The sequence below is a fragment of the Neisseria sp. P0014.S009 genome, from assembly GCF_051958155.1.
GTDB lineage: Bacteria > Pseudomonadota > Gammaproteobacteria > Burkholderiales > Neisseriaceae > Neisseria > Neisseria flavescens_C.
The window spans coordinates 92,531-114,304 of sequence record NZ_JBQCVS010000007.1; the positions used below are offsets into that span (position 1 = coordinate 92,531).

The 21,774-nt window shown below is 49.4% G+C and carries 21 protein-coding genes; 7 read left to right on the forward strand and 14 right to left on the reverse strand.

What is annotated here, in order from left to right:
* The first annotated feature begins 1 nt into the window (after window position 1).
* A complete protein-coding gene (locus ACTHS4_RS07100; protein ID WP_070825893.1) occupies window positions 2–712 on the forward strand; it encodes an SAM-dependent methyltransferase in 711 nt (236 codons plus the stop codon).
* A gap of 95 nt (window positions 713–807) precedes the next feature.
* On the opposite strand, the gene yidC is transcribed toward ACTHS4_RS07100, so the two are convergent.
* The 4 genes from yidC to rpmH all read right to left on the reverse strand — a co-directional run bounded on the left by yidC (window position 808) and on the right by rpmH (window position 3,269).
* Window positions 808–2,454, reverse strand: coding sequence for a membrane protein insertase YidC (gene yidC / locus ACTHS4_RS07105; protein WP_070825894.1), 1,647 nt, complete (start codon window positions 2,452–2,454; stop codon window positions 808–810).
* 118 nt (window positions 2,455–2,572) lie between these two features.
* A complete protein-coding gene (gene yidD, locus ACTHS4_RS07110) occupies window positions 2,573–2,794 on the reverse strand; it encodes a membrane protein insertion efficiency factor YidD (protein ID WP_063069052.1) in 222 nt (73 codons plus the stop codon).
* The gene (gene rnpA, locus ACTHS4_RS07115) at window positions 2,791–3,132 is read right to left on the reverse strand and encodes a ribonuclease P protein component (RefSeq protein WP_070825895.1); all 342 of its coding nucleotides are present in this window, start codon (window positions 3,130–3,132) and stop codon (window positions 2,791–2,793) included. The genes yidD and rnpA overlap by 4 nt, the downstream gene beginning before the upstream one ends.
* 2 nt (window positions 3,133–3,134) lie before the next feature.
* Window positions 3,135–3,269: a 50S ribosomal protein L34 gene (gene rpmH, locus ACTHS4_RS07120; protein ID WP_002214728.1), complete on the reverse strand. Its 135-nt coding sequence runs from the start codon at window positions 3,267–3,269 to the stop codon at window positions 3,135–3,137.
* A gap of 318 nt (window positions 3,270–3,587) precedes the next feature.
* Between rpmH and dnaA the strand changes: the two genes are divergently transcribed.
* Window positions 3,588–5,153, forward strand: coding sequence for a chromosomal replication initiator protein DnaA (dnaA, locus tag ACTHS4_RS07125; protein WP_070825896.1), 1,566 nt, complete (start codon window positions 3,588–3,590; stop codon window positions 5,151–5,153).
* A 105-nt stretch (window positions 5,154–5,258) separates the two neighbouring features.
* Entirely contained in the window at window positions 5,259–6,362 is a 1,104-nt protein-coding gene (dnaN, locus tag ACTHS4_RS07130; protein ID WP_070825897.1) for a DNA polymerase III subunit beta, read from the forward strand.
* A 140-nt stretch (window positions 6,363–6,502) separates the two neighbouring features.
* Here dnaN and ACTHS4_RS07135 read toward each other — a convergent pair whose 3' ends face one another.
* The 6 genes from ACTHS4_RS07135 to orn all read right to left on the reverse strand — a co-directional run bounded on the left by ACTHS4_RS07135 (window position 6,503) and on the right by orn (window position 11,311).
* Window positions 6,503–6,865 (reverse strand): ACP-like domain-containing protein, encoded by a 363-nt coding sequence (locus tag ACTHS4_RS07135; RefSeq protein ID WP_003748906.1) that lies wholly within the window; start codon window positions 6,863–6,865, stop codon window positions 6,503–6,505.
* A gap of 297 nt (window positions 6,866–7,162) precedes the next feature.
* Entirely contained in the window at window positions 7,163–8,749 is a 1,587-nt protein-coding gene (locus tag ACTHS4_RS07140; protein ID WP_049332627.1) for an L-lactate permease, read from the reverse strand.
* Window positions 8,750–9,080: 331 nt separating this feature from the next.
* Entirely contained in the window at window positions 9,081–9,716 is a 636-nt protein-coding gene (locus ACTHS4_RS07145; RefSeq protein WP_070825898.1) for a 7-carboxy-7-deazaguanine synthase QueE, read from the reverse strand.
* Window positions 9,717–9,822: 106 nt separating this feature from the next.
* Window positions 9,823–10,194, reverse strand: a complete 372-nt coding sequence (locus ACTHS4_RS07150; RefSeq protein WP_070825899.1) for a DUF1304 domain-containing protein — start codon at window positions 10,192–10,194, stop codon at window positions 9,823–9,825.
* Window positions 10,195–10,267: 73 nt separating this feature from the next.
* Window positions 10,268–10,690, reverse strand: a complete 423-nt coding sequence (gene queD / locus ACTHS4_RS07155; protein ID WP_003748900.1) for a 6-carboxytetrahydropterin synthase QueD — start codon at window positions 10,688–10,690, stop codon at window positions 10,268–10,270.
* Window positions 10,691–10,753: 63 nt separating this feature from the next.
* The gene (orn, locus tag ACTHS4_RS07160; RefSeq protein ID WP_039862353.1) at window positions 10,754–11,311 is read right to left on the reverse strand and encodes an oligoribonuclease; all 558 of its coding nucleotides are present in this window, start codon (window positions 11,309–11,311) and stop codon (window positions 10,754–10,756) included.
* A gap of 133 nt (window positions 11,312–11,444) precedes the next feature.
* Between orn and dxs the strand changes: the two genes are divergently transcribed.
* The 3 genes from dxs to ACTHS4_RS07175 are packed head-to-tail and all read left to right on the forward strand — an operon-like array spanning window position 11,445 to window position 15,820.
* Window positions 11,445–13,334: a 1-deoxy-D-xylulose-5-phosphate synthase gene (dxs, locus tag ACTHS4_RS07165; RefSeq protein WP_440365648.1), complete on the forward strand. Its 1,890-nt coding sequence runs from the start codon at window positions 11,445–11,447 to the stop codon at window positions 13,332–13,334.
* Between the two features lie 35 nt (window positions 13,335–13,369).
* Window positions 13,370–14,380 (forward strand): glycosyltransferase family 2 protein, encoded by a 1,011-nt coding sequence (locus ACTHS4_RS07170; protein WP_070625169.1) that lies wholly within the window; start codon window positions 13,370–13,372, stop codon window positions 14,378–14,380.
* Between the two features lie 39 nt (window positions 14,381–14,419).
* Window positions 14,420–15,820, forward strand: coding sequence for an L-serine ammonia-lyase (locus tag ACTHS4_RS07175; protein WP_440361970.1), 1,401 nt, complete (start codon window positions 14,420–14,422; stop codon window positions 15,818–15,820).
* 81 nt (window positions 15,821–15,901) lie between these two features.
* Here the strand turns inward: ACTHS4_RS07175 and ACTHS4_RS07180 are convergent, their stop codons facing one another.
* A complete protein-coding gene (locus ACTHS4_RS07180) occupies window positions 15,902–16,123 on the reverse strand; it encodes a hypothetical protein (RefSeq protein ID WP_004519529.1) in 222 nt (73 codons plus the stop codon).
* 8 nt (window positions 16,124–16,131) lie between these two features.
* A complete protein-coding gene (locus tag ACTHS4_RS07185; RefSeq protein ID WP_440365649.1) occupies window positions 16,132–16,761 on the reverse strand; it encodes a C40 family peptidase in 630 nt (209 codons plus the stop codon).
* Between the two features lie 260 nt (window positions 16,762–17,021).
* Between ACTHS4_RS07185 and hslO the strand changes: the two genes are divergently transcribed.
* Window positions 17,022–17,918, forward strand: a complete 897-nt coding sequence (hslO, locus tag ACTHS4_RS07190) for an Hsp33 family molecular chaperone HslO (protein WP_440365650.1) — start codon at window positions 17,022–17,024, stop codon at window positions 17,916–17,918.
* 170 nt (window positions 17,919–18,088) lie between these two features.
* Here hslO and tyrS read toward each other — a convergent pair whose 3' ends face one another.
* On the reverse strand, window positions 18,089–19,384 hold the full coding sequence (gene tyrS / locus ACTHS4_RS07195; protein ID WP_440365651.1) for a tyrosine--tRNA ligase: 1,296 nt from the start codon (window positions 19,382–19,384) through the stop codon (window positions 18,089–18,091).
* A 75-nt stretch (window positions 19,385–19,459) separates the two neighbouring features.
* Complete coding sequence (locus ACTHS4_RS07200) at window positions 19,460–21,319, reverse strand: acyltransferase family protein (RefSeq protein ID WP_070825906.1); 1,860 nt, start codon at window positions 21,317–21,319, stop codon at window positions 19,460–19,462.
* Window positions 21,320–21,774 lie beyond the last annotated feature (455 nt).

Here is a 21,774-nt window from a genome sequence, read left to right on the forward strand (position 1 = left end):
AATGAAACCGATTTTGTATTTGATTCCTACCCCTTTGGGTGCGCCTGATACGTCATGCCTGTTGCCGCATGAACAACAGGCGATTGTCGGGCTGACTGATTTTGTCGTGGAAGCGGAAAAAACGGCGCGTGCGCATTTGAAACATTTGGGCGTGACTACGCCTATCCGCGAGCTGAATCTGCAAACGCTAAATGAACACACGGATTTGAAGACTTTGCCGGAACTGCTGAAACCTTTGCAAGAAGGGCGCAGTATGGGCATTGTCAGCGAGGCGGGTTGTCCGGCTGTTGCCGATCCGGGCGCGAATTTGGTGGCTTTGGCGCATAAACACGGTTTTGAAGTACGGCCTTTGGTCGGCCCGTCCAGCTTGTTGCTGGCACTGATGGCTTCGGGTGCGAATGGGCAAAACTTTGCGTTTAAGGGTTATCTGCCGTCTGAAAAAAATGAGCGCATTCAGAGTTTGAAGGCTTTGGAGCAACGTTCGCGCCAGCAGAATGAAACGCAGCTGTTTATCGAAACGCCTTATCGCAACGATGCGTTGTTGGCTGATGCGGTGGAAAACTTGCATCCCGAAACGCGCTTGTGCGTGGCTACGGACTTGACCTTGCCGACACAGGAAATCATCAGCCAGACGATTGCGCAGTGGCGAAAAAGAAAAGAAATGCCGAACTTGAAAAAACGCCCGACGATTTTTGTGTTGCATGCCGCTTAAAACTGGATTGGGTTCAATCTCAAATTGTATTTGTTTGAGGAAATAAAAAAAGGCCGTCTGAACAACAGACGGCCTTTGTGTTACCTAAACCTTTATCAAGAAACGACTTCGCCTTGGGCGCGTTGTTTTTCGATGCTGCGGTTGATGTGCCATTGTTGGGCGATGGTCAATAGGTTGTTGACTACCCAGTACAGAACCAAACCAGCAGGGAAGAAGAAGAACATGATGGAGAAAACCAAAGGCATGATTTTCATCATTTTCGCCTGCATAGGGTCGGTTGACGGCGGATTCAGATAAGTTTGTGCAAACATGGTCGCCGCCATAATCAAAGGCAGGATGTAGAAAGGATCCGGACGGCTCAAGTCGGTAATCCAACCCAACCAAGGCGCTTGGCGCAATTCTACGGAGGCGAACAATGCCCAGTACAGGCCGATGAAGACGGGGATTTGCAATAGCATAGGCAGACAGCCACCCAGCGGATTGATTTTCTCGTCTTTATAAAGCTGCATCATGGCTTGTTGTTGTGCCATGCGGTCATCGCCGTATTTCTCTTTGATGGCTTGCAATTTAGGTGCGGCGGCACGCATTTTTGCCATAGAGCGGTAAGAGGCGTTGGTCAATGGGTACAGTACGGCTTTGACGATGATGGTCAAAACGATGATTGCCCAGCCCCAGTTGCCGATGATGTTGTGCAGTTGGTTCAAGAGCCAGAAGAGTGGGGAGGCGAACCAGTGTACTTTGCCGTAGTCTTTGGCCAGTTGCAGTTTGTCGGCGATGTTGGCGATAACGGAAGTGGTTTGCGGACCGGCGTACAGGTTGATGGCGGTTCCTGCTTTTGCACCGGCTTGGATGGCGGCTAAAGGCACGCTGACACTTGCGCTGTACAGGTTGTCGTTGCGACGTTTGATGTCGATGTTGCACTCGCCTGCAGTGCATACGCTTTGGCCGTCTTTAGGCTGCAAAATCCAAGTGGACATGAAATGATGTTCAATCATGCCAAGCCAGCCGGTCGGGGTTTTGCGGATGTATTCGGCTTCGGATTTGCCGGATTTGGCATCGTCGTCCAAATCGGAGAAGCTGACTTTTTGGAAGCCGCCTTCCGGGGTGTAAACCACCGGGCCGACGTAAGAACGGGTGAAGTAGCCTTGGCCTTCAGGTTCGCTGTGGTCGCGAACGATGCGGTAGTCTGCGTTCAGGTTGACGGGTTGGCCGTTGCTGTTGGTGATGTCAAAGCGGACATTAACCAAGTAGCTGCCTTTGGTAAAAGTATAAACTTTGTCGATTTTCAGGCCGTTGGTTTCAGGTGCGCTCAGGCGGACTTCAACTTTGTCGCCTTCCAAACTGTATTGTTTTTGCGGAGCGGTAAAGCTGATGCCTTTCAGAACGTTGTTGCCTTGTGCGTCCAAAAGCTCGGATTGGGCAACGTAGGTGTATTCTTTGCCGTCGTTAAACAGGACGAAAGGTTTGTGTTCGTCGCCGGTTGCTTTGTATTGCAAGAGGGTCAGCTGACGCAGGTCGCCGCTTTTCTCATCGATGACGGCTTTGACCGTGTCTGTGGTAACGGTAATGGGAGAAGCCGGGGCAAGCGCGGCTTCGGCAGCGGCTTTTGCCGGAGTGGCGGCCGTTTGCTGTTGCGTGGCTTGTTGCGCCGGATTAGGTTTGGGGCTGGGGAAAAAATGTTCCCAGCCGGCAAAGATTGCCACTGAAATGGCAAAAAACGCCATTAGTCTTTTAAAATCCATAAGAGATTCCTGGAATTGACGGATAGGTAATCGAGATGAAAACTGCTTCAGACGGCATTATATAGAAACCGACGGGAAATTAAAGGAAATCGTGTTCTTTAAATGGTTGACAGCAGCATTATGGAACAGGGTCATGACCGTGCCCGCCGAAAGGATGGCATCGTGCGATGCGTTTGATTGCCAGCCATCCGCCTTTGAATGCGCCGTATTTTTTGACGGCTTCGACTGCGTATTGTGAACAGGTCGGGGTATAGCGGCAGCGCGGCGGAATGAGGGGGCTGATGCAGTATTGGTAAAAGCGGATGAGTGCAAGGATGAGCTTGGAAAGCAGGGTATTCATCGGCGTTTTTTCATCAGCTGGGCAAGTTGGTTTCGGGCTTCCGGAGCAGTTTCCCGATTAAACGCCTGACGCACGCGCACAACAAAATCATGCGGCGGTAGCTGGTGTTGATTCAGCCTGAACCAGTCGCGGATGACGCGCTTCATGTAATTGCGGTCATGGGCGCGTTTGGCGGTCTTTTTGCTGACGACCAAACCAAGGCGCGGATGGCCGAGCGTATTGTCTGCGGACTGGGAGACTTGCAGCAAATCGCGGCTGCGTCGGTTTTTCAACGCAAAAACGGATGAAAAATCATCCGTTTTTAATAAGCGATACTGCTTCGAGAAGCCGTAATTCAAAATTATACAGCCAGGCGTTTGCGGCCTTTGGCGCGACGAGCAGCCAATACTGCGCGACCACCGCGGGTTTTGGAGCGAACCAAGAAGCCGTGGGTGCGTTTGCGTTTGGTAACGGAAGGTTGATAAGTGCGTTTCATGATGTTTCCTAAAAATTGGTAGATAATTAAACCGTGAATTACACTCCAATTTGCCGCTTTTGTCAATCAATATAAAAACTTTTCGTTGGCCAAAGTGTGACAACGGGTTTTATGCATTGATAGAATTTGTGGATAAAATTTTGCGGCGGTTGTGGATAAAAAAGAGCGGAATGGGTATAATCGCCCAACCTTGCCTTTCTCTGTGCGCAAGGCCGTCTGAAAGCAGCGGGAGTATCGTAAAAATTTGATTTTTATCGGATTGCCGTCTGCTCTGCCTTCTTGTATTTCCCAAATCTTCCATTTTCCGAGCTTAATCTCATGACGTTAGCTGAATTTTGGCCGCTGTGCCTTTGCCGCCTTCACGAAATGTTGCCTGCCGGGCAGTTTGCGCAATGGATTGCGCCTTTGACCGTGGGCGAGGAAAACGGCGTATGGGTGGTGTATGGTAAAAACCAATTTGCCTGCAATATGCTCAAAAGCCAGTTTGCCGCTAAAATTGACGCCGTGCGTGCCGAATTGGTGCCCCAGCAGGCTGCTTTCACGTTTAAGCCGGGCGTAGGTGCGCATTATGAAATGGCGGCTCAGGCTGTTGCGCCGGTGCAAGTGCAAGAAGTCATTGAAGTTGAAGAATTTGTAGAGTCTGTTCAAATGCCTTTGCAAACTGCTGCAATGGAAGAAGATAGGCCGTTTGAAACGGTTTCCAAACCTGCCGCTGCCATGACGGCTGCCGAGATTTTGGCGCAACGCATGAAAAACCTGCCGCATGAGCCTCAAGTGCAAACTGCTGCTCCGGCTGAGTCTAAAGCAGTGGCCAAAGCCAAAACCGACGCACAACACGATGCGGAAGAAGCGCGCTACGAACAGACCAATCTGTCGCGCGACTATACATTTGAAACCTTGGTGGAAGGTAAGGGTAACCGCCTTGCCGCCGCAGCCGCCCAAGCGATTGCTGAAAATCCGGGGCAGGGCTATAACCCGTTTTTCTTATACGGCAGTACCGGTTTGGGTAAAACCCACTTGGTACAAGCCATCGGCAACGAATTGCTGAAAAACCGTCCTGATGCCAAAGTGCGCTATATGCACTCGGACGACTATATCCGCAGCTTTATGAAGGCAGTGCGCAACAACACTTATGATGTGTTCAAGCAACAATATAAACAATATGACCTGCTGATTATCGACGATATTCAGTTTATTAAAGGCAAAGACCGTACGATGGAAGAATTTTTCTATCTGTACAACCATTTCCACAACGAGAAAAAACAGCTGATTCTGACGTGCGACGTATTGCCTGCCAAAATCGAGGGCATGGACGACCGTCTTAAATCCCGTTTCTCATGGGGTTTGACTTTGGAACTCGAGCCGCCCGAATTGGAAATGCGCGTGGCGATTTTGCAGAAAAAGGCAGAAGCAGCCGGTATCAGTATCGAAGACGAAGCCGCATTGTTTATCGCCAATCTGATCCGTTCCAATGTGCGTGAGTTGGAAGGCGCGTTTAACCGTGTCAGCGCCAGCAGCCGTTTTATGAACCGCCCAGTCATCGACATGGATTTGGCGCGTACGGCTTTGCAGGATATTATTGCCGAGAAACACAAAGTCATTACCGCCGACATCATCATCGATGCCACAGCCAAATACTACCGTATTAAAATCAGCGATATATTAGGTAAAAAACGCACGCGCAACATCGCCCGTCCGCGCCAAGTTGCCATGAGCCTGACCAAAGAGCTGACCACGCTCAGCCTGCCTTCTATCGGCGATGCCTTTGGCGGTCGTGACCACACGACTGTGATGCACGGCGTCAAAGCAGTGGCGAAATTACGCGAAGAAGACCCCGAATTGGCGCAAGACTACGAAAAACTGCTGATTTTGATTCAGAACTGACCCAATGCAATTTCAGACGGCCTGATGTCAATATGAGGCCGTCTGAAAACAAAAAATATTTTAAAATACCCAAATCAACCGATTTCAAATTCAAAGGAATGGAACATGCTGATTTTACAAGCCGATCGCGACAGTCTGCTCAAGCCGTTGCAAGCCGTTACCGGTATCGTTGAGCGTCGCCATACTCTGCCAATTCTGTCCAATGTGTTGCTGGAAAGCAAAGACGGACAAACCAAACTTTTGGCAACCGACTTGGAAATCCAAATCAATACCGCCGGCCCTGAGAGTCAGGCAGGCGATTTCCGCATTACGACCAATGCTAAAAAATTCCAAGACATCCTGCGCGCCCTGCCAGACAGTGCGTTGGTGTCCTTAGATTGGGCGGACAACCGTCTAACTTTGCGCGCGGGCAAATCCCGTTTTGCCTTGCAAACCCTGCCGGCCGAAGACTTTCCGTTGATGAATGTCGGCAGCGACGTCAGCGCGACTTTCTCGCTGACTCAAGAAACCTTCAAAACCATGCTTTCGCAAGTGCAATACAGCATGGCGGTTCAAGATATCCGCTATTACCTCAACGGCTTGCTGATGCAGGTTGAAGGAAACCAACTGCGCCTTGTTGCAACCGACGGCCACCGCCTTGCTTATGCGGCCAGCCAAATTGAAGCAGAACTGCCGAAAACGGAAGTAATCCTGCCGCGCAAAACGGTATTGGAACTCTTCAAGCTATTGAACAATCCGTCCGAGTCCATCACCGTTGAGCTTTTGGACAATCAAGTACGCTTCCAATGTAATGGTACGACCATTGTCAGCAAAGTCATCGATGGCAAGTTCCCTGACTTTAACCGCGTGATTCCTTTGGATAACGACAAGATTTTCCTCGTGTCCCGTACCCAGTTTTTGGGTGCGCTCGAGCGTGCTGCCATTCTTGCCAATGAAAAATTCCGCGGCGCACGACTGTTCCTGCAGCCTGGTTTGCTGAGTGTCGTATGTAGCAACAACGAGCAGGAAGAAGCGCGCGAGGAGCTGGAAATCGCTTACCAAGGCGGAGAACTCGAAGTCGGTTTCAACATCGGCTACCTGATGGATGTGTTGCGTAACATCCACTCCGACGATATGCAGCTTGCTTTCGGCGATGCCAACCGTTCAACGCTGTTTACCGTGCCAAATAATCCGAATTTCAAATACATCGTGATGCCGATGCGTATTTAATTGGTGTGTGAATAAATAAAAAGAGCGTGTACGGTACACGCTCTTTTTTATAGGTTTGAATCAAAAGGCCGTCTGAAAATTGTTTTTCAGACGGCCTTTTGATTAAACCGGGATGATTCGGTTAAATAGGAAAACTGGGATTAACGTGGACGTGGTTCGCAGTTTTTCACCAGGAATGAGCCGTTAGGGGCGTTCACACCGACAACTTCAGAAGTAGTGTGGGTGTTTTTGTCGATGAAACCGGCAGACATTACATAGCCGCGACGGTTGGTGAAAGTAGTGCCAGTGCTGTCAGAACGTTTTTTGTCGACAACCAAAGAGGCTTTTTTGCCACCGGCGTTTACGTCAGCAGTAACTGCACGGCCGCTACGGTCAAAGCCGTACATCACGTTCAGTGATTTGCCACCGTCACAACGGTAAGAAACGAAGCCGGCAGGTGCAGCGGCAGCAGAGAAGGAAACAGTAGCCAATGCGGCTGCAGTGATAACAGAAAGTAATTTCATGATCTAAGCTCCATATGAGGGTTGTGTGTTATCTTGCAAAGTGAGAAAGGGTTTCCGTTTGCAGATGAAGCGTATTTTAGGCGTTTTGTCGGTAGTGGCAATTAGGTAAATTGCAAAACAGTGTTTACTTATGATTACCCGATTGTTTATTAATAGAAAGTTGTTTGTAATTTGGTGTTGCAAAGTGGTTATGCAGGTTGTTGCGGAATATATACATTAATGATTCTTTAAGAAATATAGCGAAAGAATACAAAAAAGGCCGTCTGAATGTTCAGACGGCCTTTGATATGAAGCGGTTTACAAGAAGAAAATTGCAGCCACAGTCACGGCGATGATGCCGTAGATGGTCATCGGGATGACAGTTTTCTTGATAATGGCACCTTCGGCGTTGTTCACGTTCAACACGCTGCACACGGCGATGATGTTGTTGATGCAGACCATGTTGCCCATTGCGCCGCCGACAGATTGCAGGGCGAGGATGAGGGTAACGGACAGGCCGGTATCAAGCGCGATTTGTTGTTGAATCGGACCGAAGGTCAGGTTGGATACAGTGTTGGAGCCTGAGAAGAATGCACCGATTGCGCCAAGGTAAGGGGAGAAGTACACCCAGTGTTCGCCTGCCATCGCGGCAAACTCTTTACCGATGATTTTCACCATGGAGTCGTCACCGCCAACCATCATCAGTTGAACCATAATCAGCGCACCCATCAGGGCAAGCAGAGGTTTTTTGGTTTGGTTGAAGGTTGCAGCGTAGAAAGACCATGCATCTTTGAATTTAGTTTTGTACAGCAGGATGCAAATCCAAACGGTGAAGACAAACGGAATCCAAGCCGGAACGTAGAGGGTTTGGTAGGAAGCGTTTACGCCTTGGCCGAAGATGTTGCCGAAGGTGATGGTCAGGGAGTCACTGACGGTGATTTTGGACAAATCAAACGGCAGTTGGAAGCTGAACCATTCTTCTTTGCTGGTCAGCAGGCCTTTGATGCCCAACTGTTTGATACGGGTGACCACCAGCATGCCGATCAGCATACCCAAAGGAGCCAGTGCTTTGGCAACTTGTGCGAAAGGTACTTTTTCTGCATTCGGGTCTTTGGCGTAATCTTTGCTCAAGCCCCAGCCGCGGTTTGCTGCGAATACGGACACCATCAGGCCGATTGCGCCGGCAACCAAAGATGGGAATTCTTCATTGACCATTGCCAATGCAACGTAAGGAAGGGTACAGGAGAATACGGCGATACCGATAAAGCCCAGGTTTTTACGGATTTCAGCCCAAGGTACGATGAAGCTCAAGCCGATAACAGGGATGATGAAACCAGCAAAGAAGTGCATTACGCCGGTTTGCATACCGATTTCCATAATGCTCTTTTGATCCAAGCCCAAAGGCGCAAAGCCGAACCAAGTTGGGGTACCTACTGCACCGAAGGATACGGGTACGGAGTTCATCACCAAAGCGAAGATGGCTACTTTTAACGGGTTGAAGCCCAAGCTCATCAGGATTGGCGCGGCAATGGCGGCAGGCGTACCGAAACCGGACGCGCCTTCAATCATAAAGGCGAAAGACCAGCCGATGATCATCAATTGGGCAATCGGGTTCGGGCTGATGGTAGCCAGCCATTTGCGGATGACGTCGATACAGCCGGTGGTTTCCATCATGCGGTTGAACATAATGGCACCGAAAATCACGGTAATCGGGGTCAGGGTAGAAACGAGGCCTGACGCTGCCGTTGCGTTGAGCAACATGGCGTTGTCGCCGAAATAAAACAGTTTGATGACGTAAATCAGCGCGGCGGTAATCGGCAGCGCAATGTAAGACGGCATACTGTTTTTCTTAACCATCAGCCAAATCAGCAGGATGATGGGGAAAATGCTGAGAAAGAGAGCCATAGGAATATCCTCGGGGCAACGGGCACCATAACCGTCAATCAATGGCGGTTTGATGCGATGTGTTGAGTAATAGATGTTTTTCGAATAAGGATTGCCACTTTTTAGATGCAACCAGTTATCAGGTAAATTGGTTTTACCAATTTATGAAAACTGTTGCACACTTTACGTAATCTTATGTAATCGGTCAAGAGGTTTGTAACAAAAAAGGCCGTCTGAAATTGGGTTTTCAGACGGCCTGAGAGCATTGCCAGTAGTGCATTTGGTCGAATATCGAATGGTATTTACATTCAATATTTTGTAAAGGTTTTGTTTTTAATTGATTTCAAACGAATTATTCTATTCCTGCCCATTTATGCGTCTGTACGCTCAGTTGCCAATGGACGGGGGCGTCGGCTCGGCTGTTTAATACGCCGATTTGGCGGATGGTGTCGTAGATATTCATCACACCGTCTTGTTCGCAAGGCGAGAGGTAGTAATGTTGGGCGCGGATTTTGCGTTCCATTTCCTGACAAAACGCAATGACTTCGCCGTCGGCGACAATGCGCACTTCATCTGCTTTCTCGATGCAGCTTTTTTCGTATTTGGCGGCGTAGCAGGCCTTAGGGCTGGTGGCAACGTAGTCGATTTGCGGCGGCGCGGGGTTGAGGCCGTTGGTTTCAATACACAGAAAATAGCCTTCGGCTTTGAGTGCATTGAGCAGGGTATCCAAATGCGGTTGGATGGTGGGTTCGCCGCCGGTAATGATGATGTTGCGTGCCGTGTAGGTTTTCAGACGGCCTAAAATATAGGACAGGCTCATCATGCCGAATTTGAGGTAGTCGGTATCGCACCAGCTGCAGGCGAGATTGCATTTGCCCAAACGGATGAAAACGGCGGGCATGCCTGTATTCCAGCCTTCGCCTTGCAGGCTTTCAAAGATTTCGACAATGCGGTATTGGGGATTGTTTGGTGTGATTTGAATGGTCATGAATGTCGGGTGTGTGGGATTTAATTGTTGTGGTGAAGCGTTTTGAGAAATCGGTTGAGGCAGCCATTCTTTCTGTTAGTTCGAGGGGAAAGAATGGCTGGTGTGTTTAAGCGTAAATGACGGCTGCGGCGGCCAAAAATGCCGGCAAGCCTTGTTTGAACAAAATGCCTTTGTTGCCGGATGAAAACGCGCCCCATGCGGCGGCGATGAGGACGAAGCCGAGGAATAGGATGGTCGCGCCGTAAACGGCGTTGTCGGGTGCGGCAAAGCGCGCCCATACTAAGCCGATGGCGAGGAAGCCATTGTACAGGCCTTGGTTGGAAAACAGGGTTTGTACGCGTTTTTGTTCCATAAATTCGTAAGGCATATTGAACAGCTCTGACGTTTTTTCGCTTGGGATTTGCGTCATTTCGAGCCAGGCGATGTAGAAATGTTCGACAGCGACGAAGAGGACGAGGAGGGTGGAGATGATTTTCATGAAGATTCCTTTTGATGTTTAGCGTATGAGGTATTTATGGGAACAGGCTGTCTGAAAAATACAAAATGCCGGTTTATTCCCCTTCATATTCTGCACATGAAGTCGGCGTTTCCCATAGTTTCACGCTGCACACTTTGACACCGGCGTTTTTCAGACGGCCATACATTTCTACACTCATGTTTTCGGCGGTGGTGCGGCAGGGCAGACGCAGGGTTTTCATGTTCCAGCCTTCCAAAAGCGCGGCGATTTGGCTTTCGCGTTCGTTGTTGCCGTGATAGATGAAGGCATGGTCGAATGGGTCAGTAATGTGTTGTTTGACGATGGCTTTCAGGTCGGTAAAGTCCATCACCATGCCGTCTTTTGCGCCGCCTTGGATAACGGGTGCGGAGACGGTGATTTCGAGTTTGTAGGTGTGGCCGTGCAGGTTTTGGCATTTGCCGTCATGCCCGTCGAGCATGTGCGAGGAATCGAAGGTAAAGATTTTGGTGATTTTCATGAGATGAGGGAAGCCGATCAGGCCGTCTGAACGGTGTAAAACCTGTTTCAGGCGGCCTTGGGATTATTGTTCGGAAGGGAGTTTGAGGAAATGCTCGCGATAATGGCGCATTTCTTCGATGCTTTCGAGGATGTCGTCCAATGCCTTGTGCGAACCGCGTTTGACCACGCTTTTAGCGACGGCCGGATTCCAGCGTTTAGCCAATTCTTTCAGCGTGGATACGTCCAAGTTGCGGTAGTGGAAATAGGCTTCCAAACGCGGCATGTATTTGACCATGAAGCGGCGGTCTTGATGGATGGAGTTGCCGCACATGGGTGTGGATTTCTCGGGTATCCATGCGGACATGAAGTCCAACAGGTTTTGCTCGACTTCGGCTTCGGTCAGTTTGGATTCGCGTACACGTTGGGTCAGGCCGGTGCGGCCGTGGGTGGCGGTGTTCCACTCGTCCATGCCGTCGAGCAACTCGTCGCTTTGATGGATGACGTAAACGTCCGATTGCGCCAGTACGTTTAAATCGGAATCGGTAATGATCATGGCGACTTCGATAATGCGGTCGTGTTCCGGGTTGAGGCCGGTCATTTCCATATCGAGCCAGCAGAGATTGTTTGCGTTTTGGGTCATTTCAGACGGCCTTGTGTTTTCAGTTGGCAGTATTATAAAGGATAAAGGTTCGGGCCGTCTGAAAGCATTTGTAACAAGTTGTGCAATCTCTTGATATAATCGTCCGTTACACAAAAAATCACCGCCAAAAATCATGAACCCAAGCCCTTTGCTCGATATTATCGATACGCCTCAGGATTTGCGCCGTCTGGAGAAAAAACAGCTGCCGCAAGTCGCCGCCGAATTGCGCGAATTTCTGTTGGATTCCGTCGGTAAGACGGGCGGCCATTTTGCCAGTAACTTGGGTGCGGTCGAGCTGACGGTGGCGCTGCATTATGTGTACGATACGCCCGAAGACCATCTGGTCTGGGATGTCGGCCATCAAAGCTATCCGCACAAAATCCTTACAGGCCGCAAAAATCAAATGCACACCATGCGCCAATACGGCGGTTTGGCGGGTTTTCCGAAACGCAGCGAGTCGGAATACGACGCGTTCGGCGTAGGACATTCTTCCACATCCATCGGCGCGGCATTGGGCATGGCCGTTGCGGACAAACAGTTGGGCAACAACCGCCGCAGCGTCGCCATCATCGGCGACGGCGCCATGACGGCAGGTCAGGCGTTTGAAGCCCTGAACTGCGCAGGCGATATGGATGTCGATTTGCTGGTTATCCTCAACGACAACGAAATGTCGATTTCCCCCAATGTCGGCGCGCTGCCGAAATATCTCGCCAGTAACGTCGTGCGCGATATGCACGGCCTATTGAGCACCATCAAAGCCCAATCAAGCAAAGTGTTGGACAAATTGCCCGGCGCAATGGAGCTTGCCCAAAAAGTCGAAAATAAAATCAAAACCTTGGCAGGCGAAGCGGAACACGCCAAACAGTCGTTGTCTTTGTTTGAAAACTTCGGTTTCCGTTATACCGGCCCGGTGGACGGCCATAACGTTGAAAATCTGGTGGACGTATTAAAAGACTTGCGCGGCCGAAAAGGCCCTCAGTTGTTGCACGTCATCACCAAAAAAGGCAACGGCTACAAATTCGCCGAAAACGATCCTGTCAAATATCACGCTGTTGCCAAGCTGCCGAGCGAAGTGCCTGCGCCGGAAGTCAAACCTGCCGCGGCCAAACCGACTTATACGCAAGTGTTCGGCCAATGGCTGTGCGACCAAGCAGCGGCTGACGAGCGTTTGGTTGCCATTACGCCTGCCATGCGCGAGGGCAGCGGCTTGGTTGAGTTTGAACAGAAATTCCCCGACCGCTATTTCGACGTCGGCATCGCCGAGCAACACGCCGTTACCTTTGCTGGCGGTTTGGCATGCGAAGGCATCAAGCCTATCGTGGCGATTTACTCCACTTTCCTGCAACGCGCTTACGACCAGTTGGTACACGACGTTGCCTTGCAAAACCTGCCTGTTTTGTTCGCCATTGACCGTGCAGGTATTGTCGGTGCAGACGGCCCTACCCATGCCGGTTTATACGACTTAAGCTTTTTGCGTTGCGTGCCGAACATGATTATTGCCGCACCCAGCGACGAAAACGAATGCCGCCTGCTGCTCTCAACCTGCTATCAGGCAAATTCGCCATCCGCCGTCCGTTATCCGCGCGGTACAGGCACGGGCGCAACCGTTTCAGACGGCCTGGAAACCGTTGAAATCGGCAAAGGCAGCATCCGTCGCGAAGGCGAGAAAATTGCCGTTATCGCCTTTGGCAGCATGGTTGCCCCATCATTGACCGCGGCTGAGAATCTGAACGCCACCGTTGCCGATATGCGCTTTGTCAAACCGATAGATGAAGAACTAATCGTCAGTCTTGCCCGAAGCCATGATTACATCGTTACCGCCGAAGAAAACGCCGAACAAGGCGGCGCAGGCAGCGCGGTGTTGGAAGTGTTGGCAAAACACTGCATTTGCAAACCGGTATTGCTGCTGGGTGTAGAAGACAAAGTTACTGAACACGGCGACCCGAAAAAACTCTTAGCCGATTTGGGACTGAATGCCGAAGCCGTTGAAAAACGCATTGCCGGTTGGATAGAGGCCGTCTGAAAAATATTAAAACATCTCAATACATTGCGTAATTTATGGGAAAAAAATTAATCAGCATCAGTATGGTGCGCAACGAAAACGACGTTATCGAATCATTTGTCCGTCATAATCTCGAGCTGATGGATGAAATGCACATCATCGATCATGGCAGCAGCGATGGCACAAGGGAAATCCTGATTCAATTGAAAGAAGAAGGTTTACCGGTATTTATCTATCAATATCAAGCGCTCAAGTTCAATCAAGACCAATTGGTAAACCTGCTTATGAAGCAGCTTGTAGCAAAAGATGAAGCGATAGATTTCGTTTTTCCGCTGGATGCGGACGAATTTATTTCATGTCCTAGCCGTACCATGCTGGAACAACTCTTGGATGTCATCGGTGAAAACAAGATCGGCATGTACCTTTGGCGCGGCTATTTGCCGACATCGTTGCAATACAACCCCGATTTCACCACACAATTTACCGAGCAACGCCTCGAAACGCTCTTTACCCCCAAAGTCATTATCCCCAGATGGGCTGCTGAATCTTGCAGCGTGATTATCGGCTGCCATTACATGTTGGATAAAGATGGCAACAAGGTTAAATCAACCCTGTTTCATTCGCCGAATTATCGAGGCTTGCATTCTTGGTTTATCGAGCAGTTTTCCGCCCAATTTGCAGAGACCGATTTGTTGTGGCTGGGGCATTTCCCAATCCGATCCTTGAACCAGCACATCAAAAAAATCCTCGAAAAGACCATCTTGATTGCCATTAAAGATGGAAGCAACGATATTGCCTGGGAAAACCAGTTGCGCGAATTGTTGGACAACGGCATGAAGATGGACTTGAACGATTTACGGCTGTTGGCATACAGATACCGCGCCGGTTCTACAAGTTTGGAAGACACGCATTGTAGAGTCAGCCGTTACGAACCTTTGCGTAAAAAACCGCTGATGCTGAAATACACCTCGCCGGAAGCAGGCGACCCTTTGATGATTGTCGGACATTTGGTACTTGCATTGGCAAGCGGTGCAAAAGATTCCTCTTTAGGCTTTAAGGCCGTCTGAAAAACAGCCAGCCCGCACACACAATGATAGGAAAACCTTATGATCAGTATCTTTGATATTTTTAAAATCGGCATCGGCCCGTCCAGCTCGCACACCGTCGGCCCGATGAAGGCCGCGGCCGCTTTTGCCGATTTGCTGAATGCCGAAAACTTGGATACACAAGTGGCGCGCATTGTCATTGAAGTGTACGGCTCGCTTGCTTTGACCGGTATCGGACACGGTACATTCGATGCATTATTGCTTGGTTTGGAAGGCAGCCTGCCGCACGATATTCCGCTTGCGGACATCCCTCAACGCTTGGAACGCATCCGCACGCAACACGTTTTAAAACTCAACGGCCGTGAAATGGCCTTCAATCCTGAAAAAGATTTGGATATCCGCGGCGACAAAGTGTTGCCCAAACATCCGAACGGTTTGAACTTTATCGCCTACCATTCAGACGGCCTGAAGCTGAAAGAGCAGATTTATTATTCGGTCGGTGGCGGTTTTATCGTAACAGACGAAGGGTTTGCACAAGAAGCGCAGGAAAATTCGGATGTGCCATATCCTTACAAAAACTGCGACGAGTTGCTGGCACAATGCCGTCTGAACCAGTTGAATATTTCCGAAGTCGTGTTGGCCAATGAAGCAGCGTTGGCAGGTTGCGATGAGGTGGAAGTGCGCCGCCGTGTGGCTGCCGTGGCCGATGTGATGGAAAACTGTATCAAGCGCGGCTTGGGCGCGGAAGGGCAATTGCCGGGCGGCTTGAACGTGCGCCGCCGTGCGCCGCAGTTGGCGGCCAAACTCAAAGTCCTGCGCGAGAGCGAAATCGTCAATACCCAACTTTGGCCGATGGTGTACGCCATGGCGGTCAATGAAGAAAACGCCGCCGGCGGCCGCGTCGTCACCGCACCGACCAACGGCGCGGCAGGCATTATTCCTGCCGTATTGCACTATTTCCGTAAATTTAATCCGCACGCCAACCAATCGCGCGTCGAAGATTTCCTGCTGACTGCCGGCGCTATCGGCATTTTGTACAAAACCAACGCGTCGATTTCCGGTGCGGACGTCGGCTGCCAAGGCGAAGTCGGTGTGGCATGTTCTATGGCGGCGGGTGCATACGCCGAAGTTATCGGCGGTACACCAAAACAAGTGGAAAACGCCGCCGAAATGGCTATGGAGCATCACTTGGGCCTGACCTGCGACCCTGTCGGCGGTTTGGTGCAAATCCCTTGTATCGAGCGCAACGGCATTGCCGCCGAAAAAGCCCTCAAGCTCGCCACCCTTGCGCTTTTGGAAGACGGCACAGATAAAAAAGTCTCACTTGATGAAGTGATTCAAACCATGCTGCAAACCGGCCGCGATATGAAGGCAACTTACAAAGAAACCTCACTCGCAGGCCTGGCCATTACCTTGCAGAAAAAAGCCATACCGGTATCCGTGCGCGTGGTGGAATGTTAGCAATAGGGTAGGGGATATGCCCGATAAAAAAAGGCCGTCTGAGAAACTTTCAGACGGCCTTTTTTTGTATGGATCGAAGAACTAACCGTTTTTTTGATAAGGGTTTTCCAGTCCGGCCATTAAGTCGCGGAAGTATTCGCGCAACTGTTTTTCGGAACAACCCATCAGCAGCGCGTCTTCAAATGCGTCCTGCGCTATTTGGTACAGTTCGTTCAAGTTTTCGGTCATGACTTTGACTTTTTCGGTGCAGGAAACAATCTGACCGTCGTCGTCATACCATTTGGGCATTTGCGGCATCGCCATCGTACACCTCAATTCAAGAAACGGGATGGGTCGTTTTTCTTCACGCGACGGGCAAAGGCGTATTTTCCGTTCCAATATTTGTGGCCGAGGCTGGTAATTTCGATACGTTTGCCCGTTCTCGGTGCGTGAATGAAATTGTTGTTGCCGATGTAAAGGCCGACGTGGGAAATACGGCCGTGGCCCATGGTACGGAAAAAGACCATGTCGCCCGGCTGCAATTCCGAACGGCTCACGGCAACGCCCATTTGCGCCTGTTCGGCAGAGGTGCGCGGCAGGTTTACGCCCATGGCGCGTTTAAAGATGTGTTGCATGAAGCCGCTGCAGTCAAAGCCGGTAGAGGCTGATGTGCCGCCGTAGCGGTAGGCCACGCCGAGCAAGCCCATGGCGCTGCCGATCAATTCGTCTGAATTACCTGAAGGTGCGCGCGTATTGTTGCTTGGGGCTGGACGTGTATTGACGGGGTGGACAGGGGTTGCCTGACGCGTATTGCCGTAAACGTTGGCGTTGTCGTTGAATTGGTTTAAAACATGCTGACGGGTGGTAATCAGGTTTTCCAAATCATCGGCGTAAGAAAAATTGACGCTCGCGAGCATGGCGACCGAAGTCCAAACTGCTGCGAGCCGGAGTAAAAAATTCATTATAAAAACTTCCGTTTCAGAAGGCATTCCCTGCCGATTGCAGGCACATTGCCGGTTTCTGAGATGTTATCCCGTATCATTCTCTTGTTATCTGCTTGATTGTATTCAAAAACTGTCTTTTTGGCAAAAAAACTGCTGTTATTTTGCGTTAAACCCTTGTTTCCAAACAAACTAGAAAAACATTAAATGCGGTTTCGCTTGATTTATCCTCTGCTGCAACCATATAAGCGGCATTCATTGATTTATTTTCAGAGACTGACATGACACAAAATCACTGCGATATCCGTACACGCTTTATCTTCGACGATATGCCTATCCGCGGTATGCACATCCGCCTCGAAAAGGTTTGGCACCACATCGTCAACCAAAAACATTATCCTGTCGCCATCCGTCGCGCATTGGGCGAATTGTTAGCCGCCGGTTCTTTATTGTCTGCCAACCTTAAAAACGAAGGCACGCTGATTGTTCAAGTTCAAGGTCAGGGCCGTCTGAAAATGTTGGTGGTGGAAGCGACTTCTGAAAATACTGTCCGTGCTACCGCGCGTTGGGACGAAACCGCTGAAATTCGTGATGATGAAAGCCTGACTGCGCTGTTGGGCGAAAACAGCGTGTTCGTTTTGACCCATCAGCCTAAAGATGCCGACCCTTGGCAAGGTGTTGTGCCGCTGGAAGGCGACAGCATTGCGCAAATGCTGGTCAACTATATGAAACGTTCCGAGCAGCTCGATACCTATATTACGCTTGCCGCCGACGACCAAGCAGCAGGTGCATTATTGCTGCAACGCCTGCCGGAAGAAGAATTGGATGATGCCGCGTGGGAGCATGTGACTACGCTTGCGCAAACGCTTACTCCGCAAGAATTGACCGGTTTGGATGCGCATCACGCCCTTTACCGCCTTTACCATGAAACCCCGCCCCGCGTTTTTGAACCGGAAGCCATCGAGTTTGCCTGCACCTGCTCCCGTGGCAAAGTCAGCGATATGCTGTTGATGCTTGGTGGTCAGGAAGTCGGTGGCGTGGTGGCAGAACAAGGCAGCATTCAAATCGATTGCGATTTCTGCCATAGCAAGTATGTGTTTGATGAAACCGATGTCAACGCTTTGTTTGGCGCGGATGTGGTGAATGCCGTCCGTCAAGAAAATGAGCGTTTGCAGTAAGTACGGGATAAAAGTTTCTTAAAAAATTGGCTTAATAGAAGGGCAGGTGCAAAACCTGTCCTTTCTTTTTGGAAAATTGAATGCTAAAAATAGAAAATGCCGTCTGAAAAAAAGCGTGGCTGATTTCAGACGGCATGATTGTTTTAAACGATGCGTTTAATGTTTCAAGATTATTTCCAAACCAACAAAGCATGGTTGCGTTTGCCACGGCGGACGATGGTGTATTTGCCGAAACGTTTGTGTTCGTCGGTCAGCATGTAGGCATCGTCAGGTTTTTCAGCAGCATGGTTCGGATTGTTGGCTTCGGCAGGTTTGCCGTTGAGCAAAACCGCTTTGCTGTTGACAAAGCCGCGTGCTTCTTTGTTGGAAGACGCCAAACCGGTTTTCACCAAAGTTTCCACCACGTTGAGGCTCTCGGAAACTTCAAACGTTGGCAGGCCGTCGAGTGCCAGCTGCTCGAAGTCGCTTTCGGTAAGATGGCTTTGGTCTTCGGCAAACAGGCTTTCAGAAATGCGTTGGGCGGCGGCAAGGGCTTCTTCACCGTGAATCAGGCGGGTCATTTCCTCGGCAAGAATGCGTTGCGCTTCTGGCTTGGTGCCGCTGGCTTTGTCTTTGGCTTCGATGGCGTCGATTGCTTCGATGGACAGGAAGGTAAAGTATTTCAGGAATTTGTACACATCGGCATCGGTGACTTTCAGCCAGAATTGGTAGAACTGATACGGAGAAGTTTTCTTCGCGTTCAACCATACTGCGCCGCCTTCGGTTTTGCCGAATTTGGTGCCGTCGGATTTGGTTACCAAAGGCAGGGTCAGGCCGAATACTTGTTTTTGGTGCAGACGGCGGGTCAAGTCGATACCGGCAGTGATGTTGCCCCATTGGTCGGAACCGCCGATTTCCAAAACTGCGCCATGACGTTTGTTCAATTCGGCAAAGTCGTAGCCTTGCAGCAGGGAATAGGCGAACTCGGTAAAGGAAATGCCCACATCGTCGCGCTCGATACGCTGTTTGACGGACTCTTTGTTCAGCATGGCGTTGACGGAGAAATGCTTGCCGATGTCGCGCAGGAAGTCGAGGCAGTTCATGCTGCCGAACCAGTCGGCGTTGTTCGCCATAATAGCTGCGTTGTCGCCTTCAAAGCTCAAAAAAGGTTTCAGTTGGTTGCGGATGCTTTCTACCCAGCCGGCAACGGTTTCGGCAGAGTTTAAGCTGCGCTCCACAGCTTTGAAGCTTGGGTCGCCAATCATGCCGGTCGCGCCACCCACCAATGCAATCGGCGTATGGCCGGCTTGTTGGAAACGGCGCAATGCCAATACAGGCAGCAAGTGGCCGATGTGCAGGCTGTCGGCCGTCGGGTCAAAACCGCAATAGAGGGAAATTTTTTGTTCGTTTAGCAAAGCGTCTAAGGCTTCGATGTCGGTAGTTTGGGCGATTAAGCCACGCGATTGTAGGTCTTTGATGACGCTCATTGATATCTTCCAAAAAAATTAGCAGTTTTACAAACTGCTAATTGTAACAAATTTCATCGGATGAATGGCTATGGCTTACTGAAGAAGCGTGTGTTTTTCAGAAAAACGTTTGGCCAATTCTCTGCCGCCGTAAGGGTTGATGTGGTCTCTATCGGAATAAACCGGCAATCCGTTGATTTTGAAATTTTCCGGAATATAGGCGGTAGCATCGACAATGTGCACATTGGTATATTTTTCCGCCAATTCTTTGATGCGTTCATTTCCTTTTGAAGTGACTGTTTCATCAATGGCAAGATTTTGACTAAATCCCGGTATGCGGTAAGACAGAATATAGGCGCGCAAGCCGTTGTATGACAGATTAGGGTTGTCTATCATCAGGTAAACCGCTTGTTTTTCCGAAGAAAGTTTTTGCAACATGAGGTCGAATTTTTTGAAAAAATCGGCATCGTAAGCAAGGGAGTTGCTGTTTTCAGACATTTGGCTGCCCCAGCGCATGGCCAAAAGTACTTTTGAGTATTGGGGCAGATGCTCTTTGGCATACTGATAAACGGCACGGCAGGAGGCGTTTTTCTTGAATACGGGCGCGGCATAATCTTCTACATAGGCACAACTGTCCGCAGAAACCATCGCTGCCGACCATTTTTCTTTTTTGCCGACGGTATCAAAAAACGTTTTATATTGGTCGGCATGAGAATCGCCTAGAATCAGTAATTCCGGCTGTTTGTCGGTATCGCCCCAAATACATTGTTTGTCGGTGTTGTTGTGACAAGAAGTGTAGGAACGCGCCAATCCCATACGGTCGTATTGCTCCATAAACGGAAGCTTCATGGCAAGAAAAGGCGTAATAGCCAAAACAAGCATGGGGACGGCATAAACCCATGTCACAGATTGGGCAAAAGAGCCTTTCCAGTTTTTAAACGGCTTCTCGACAAAATAATAAGAAAACAGAGAGAGTGCAAACATTAAGACAATCGCGGCCGCAGTCGAATACGAAGGCAGATTATTTGAACCGATGTATCTCATAAAAGCCAATACAGGCCAATGCCACAGATACAGCGAATAGGAAATCAAGCCTATGCCGACAGTAATCTTCCATTGGAAAAATTTTTTCAGCCGGTGTTCAAATTGATTGAAGTAAATGAATGCGGCGGCGGCCAAACAAGGAATGATGGCGGCAGGCCCCGGGAAATAGGCAGTTTTTTCCGTATAGGTAAACAGGCAGGCAAACAGTACGCATACGGAAAGTAATGAGCCTGCCGCTGCATATTGTTTGCCGGTATCCAGCCCTTGTTGTTGCCGATATTGCATCCACACTGCCGTCAACGATCCGATCAGCATTTCGCAGGCGCGCAGATGGGGAAGGTAATATTTATCCAGCGCAGTCGGTATAAAAGAAGCCAAAATACTGAATACGCATAGCGTGATGAGGAAGGCAAACTGGGTGCGCCAGCTTTTGCGGACAACCAGCAACAGCAATATCGGGAAGACGAAATAATATTGTTCTTCGACCGATAAAGACCAAATGTGAAGCAAAGGTTTTTCTTCTTGTATGGGATCGAAATAGCCCTGACCCTTTGCAAAAAAGATATTGGAGATGAACCCCAAGGTGGACAGGGCTGTCCTCCATAAAAGGAAGAAATCATCTTTGGTGAATAAAAGAAAGCCGCATATCAGCGTTACCGTCAATACGGTAAAAAATGCGGGCAGTATCCGCTTGATACGGCGGATGTAAAACTTTTTGAACGAAAAAATCCCACTGCTCATTTCACGATGGATAATCATCGTGATCAGAAAGCCGGAAATGACAAAAAAGATATCGACACCAAGAAAGCCGCCAGGCAGCCAGTTTTTTTCAATATGGAAAACGACAACGGATAGAACAGCAACGGCACGCAATGTATCAATATCTGGGCGGTAAGATAAAACTTTTCTCATAATATTTTGATTTTAATTAGTTTATTTTAATAGCGTCGTCTGAAAAGTGATTCCTGCCGAGAATGGTAGCATTTCAGAGATCAGCCATCGTTTGTCAGTACTGGGCAGTTTGTTTGCCTTCTTAGAATGATTGCTGATGATATGCGTTTGAATAGGATTAGATTAGAGTAGGAATAAAGTTGATAGTTTCAACATAATATTTAATATGTTGTTTTTATAATGAATCAATACGATGTGATATTGTTTAATTATTTATTGTCATATCAGTGGTATTGTTATTGATGATGTAACCTTGCGCTATTTTTAGGTGAAGCGTCGGTAATAAATGGGAGGAGACCTTTGCAAAAAAGCCCTTCCTTCGACAGCTGAAACTCCAAAACAGGTTTTCGTCTATTTCCGCTCCTAATTACTCCTGATTTTACCCAAATATCCCCTTAATCCTCCCCGGATACCCG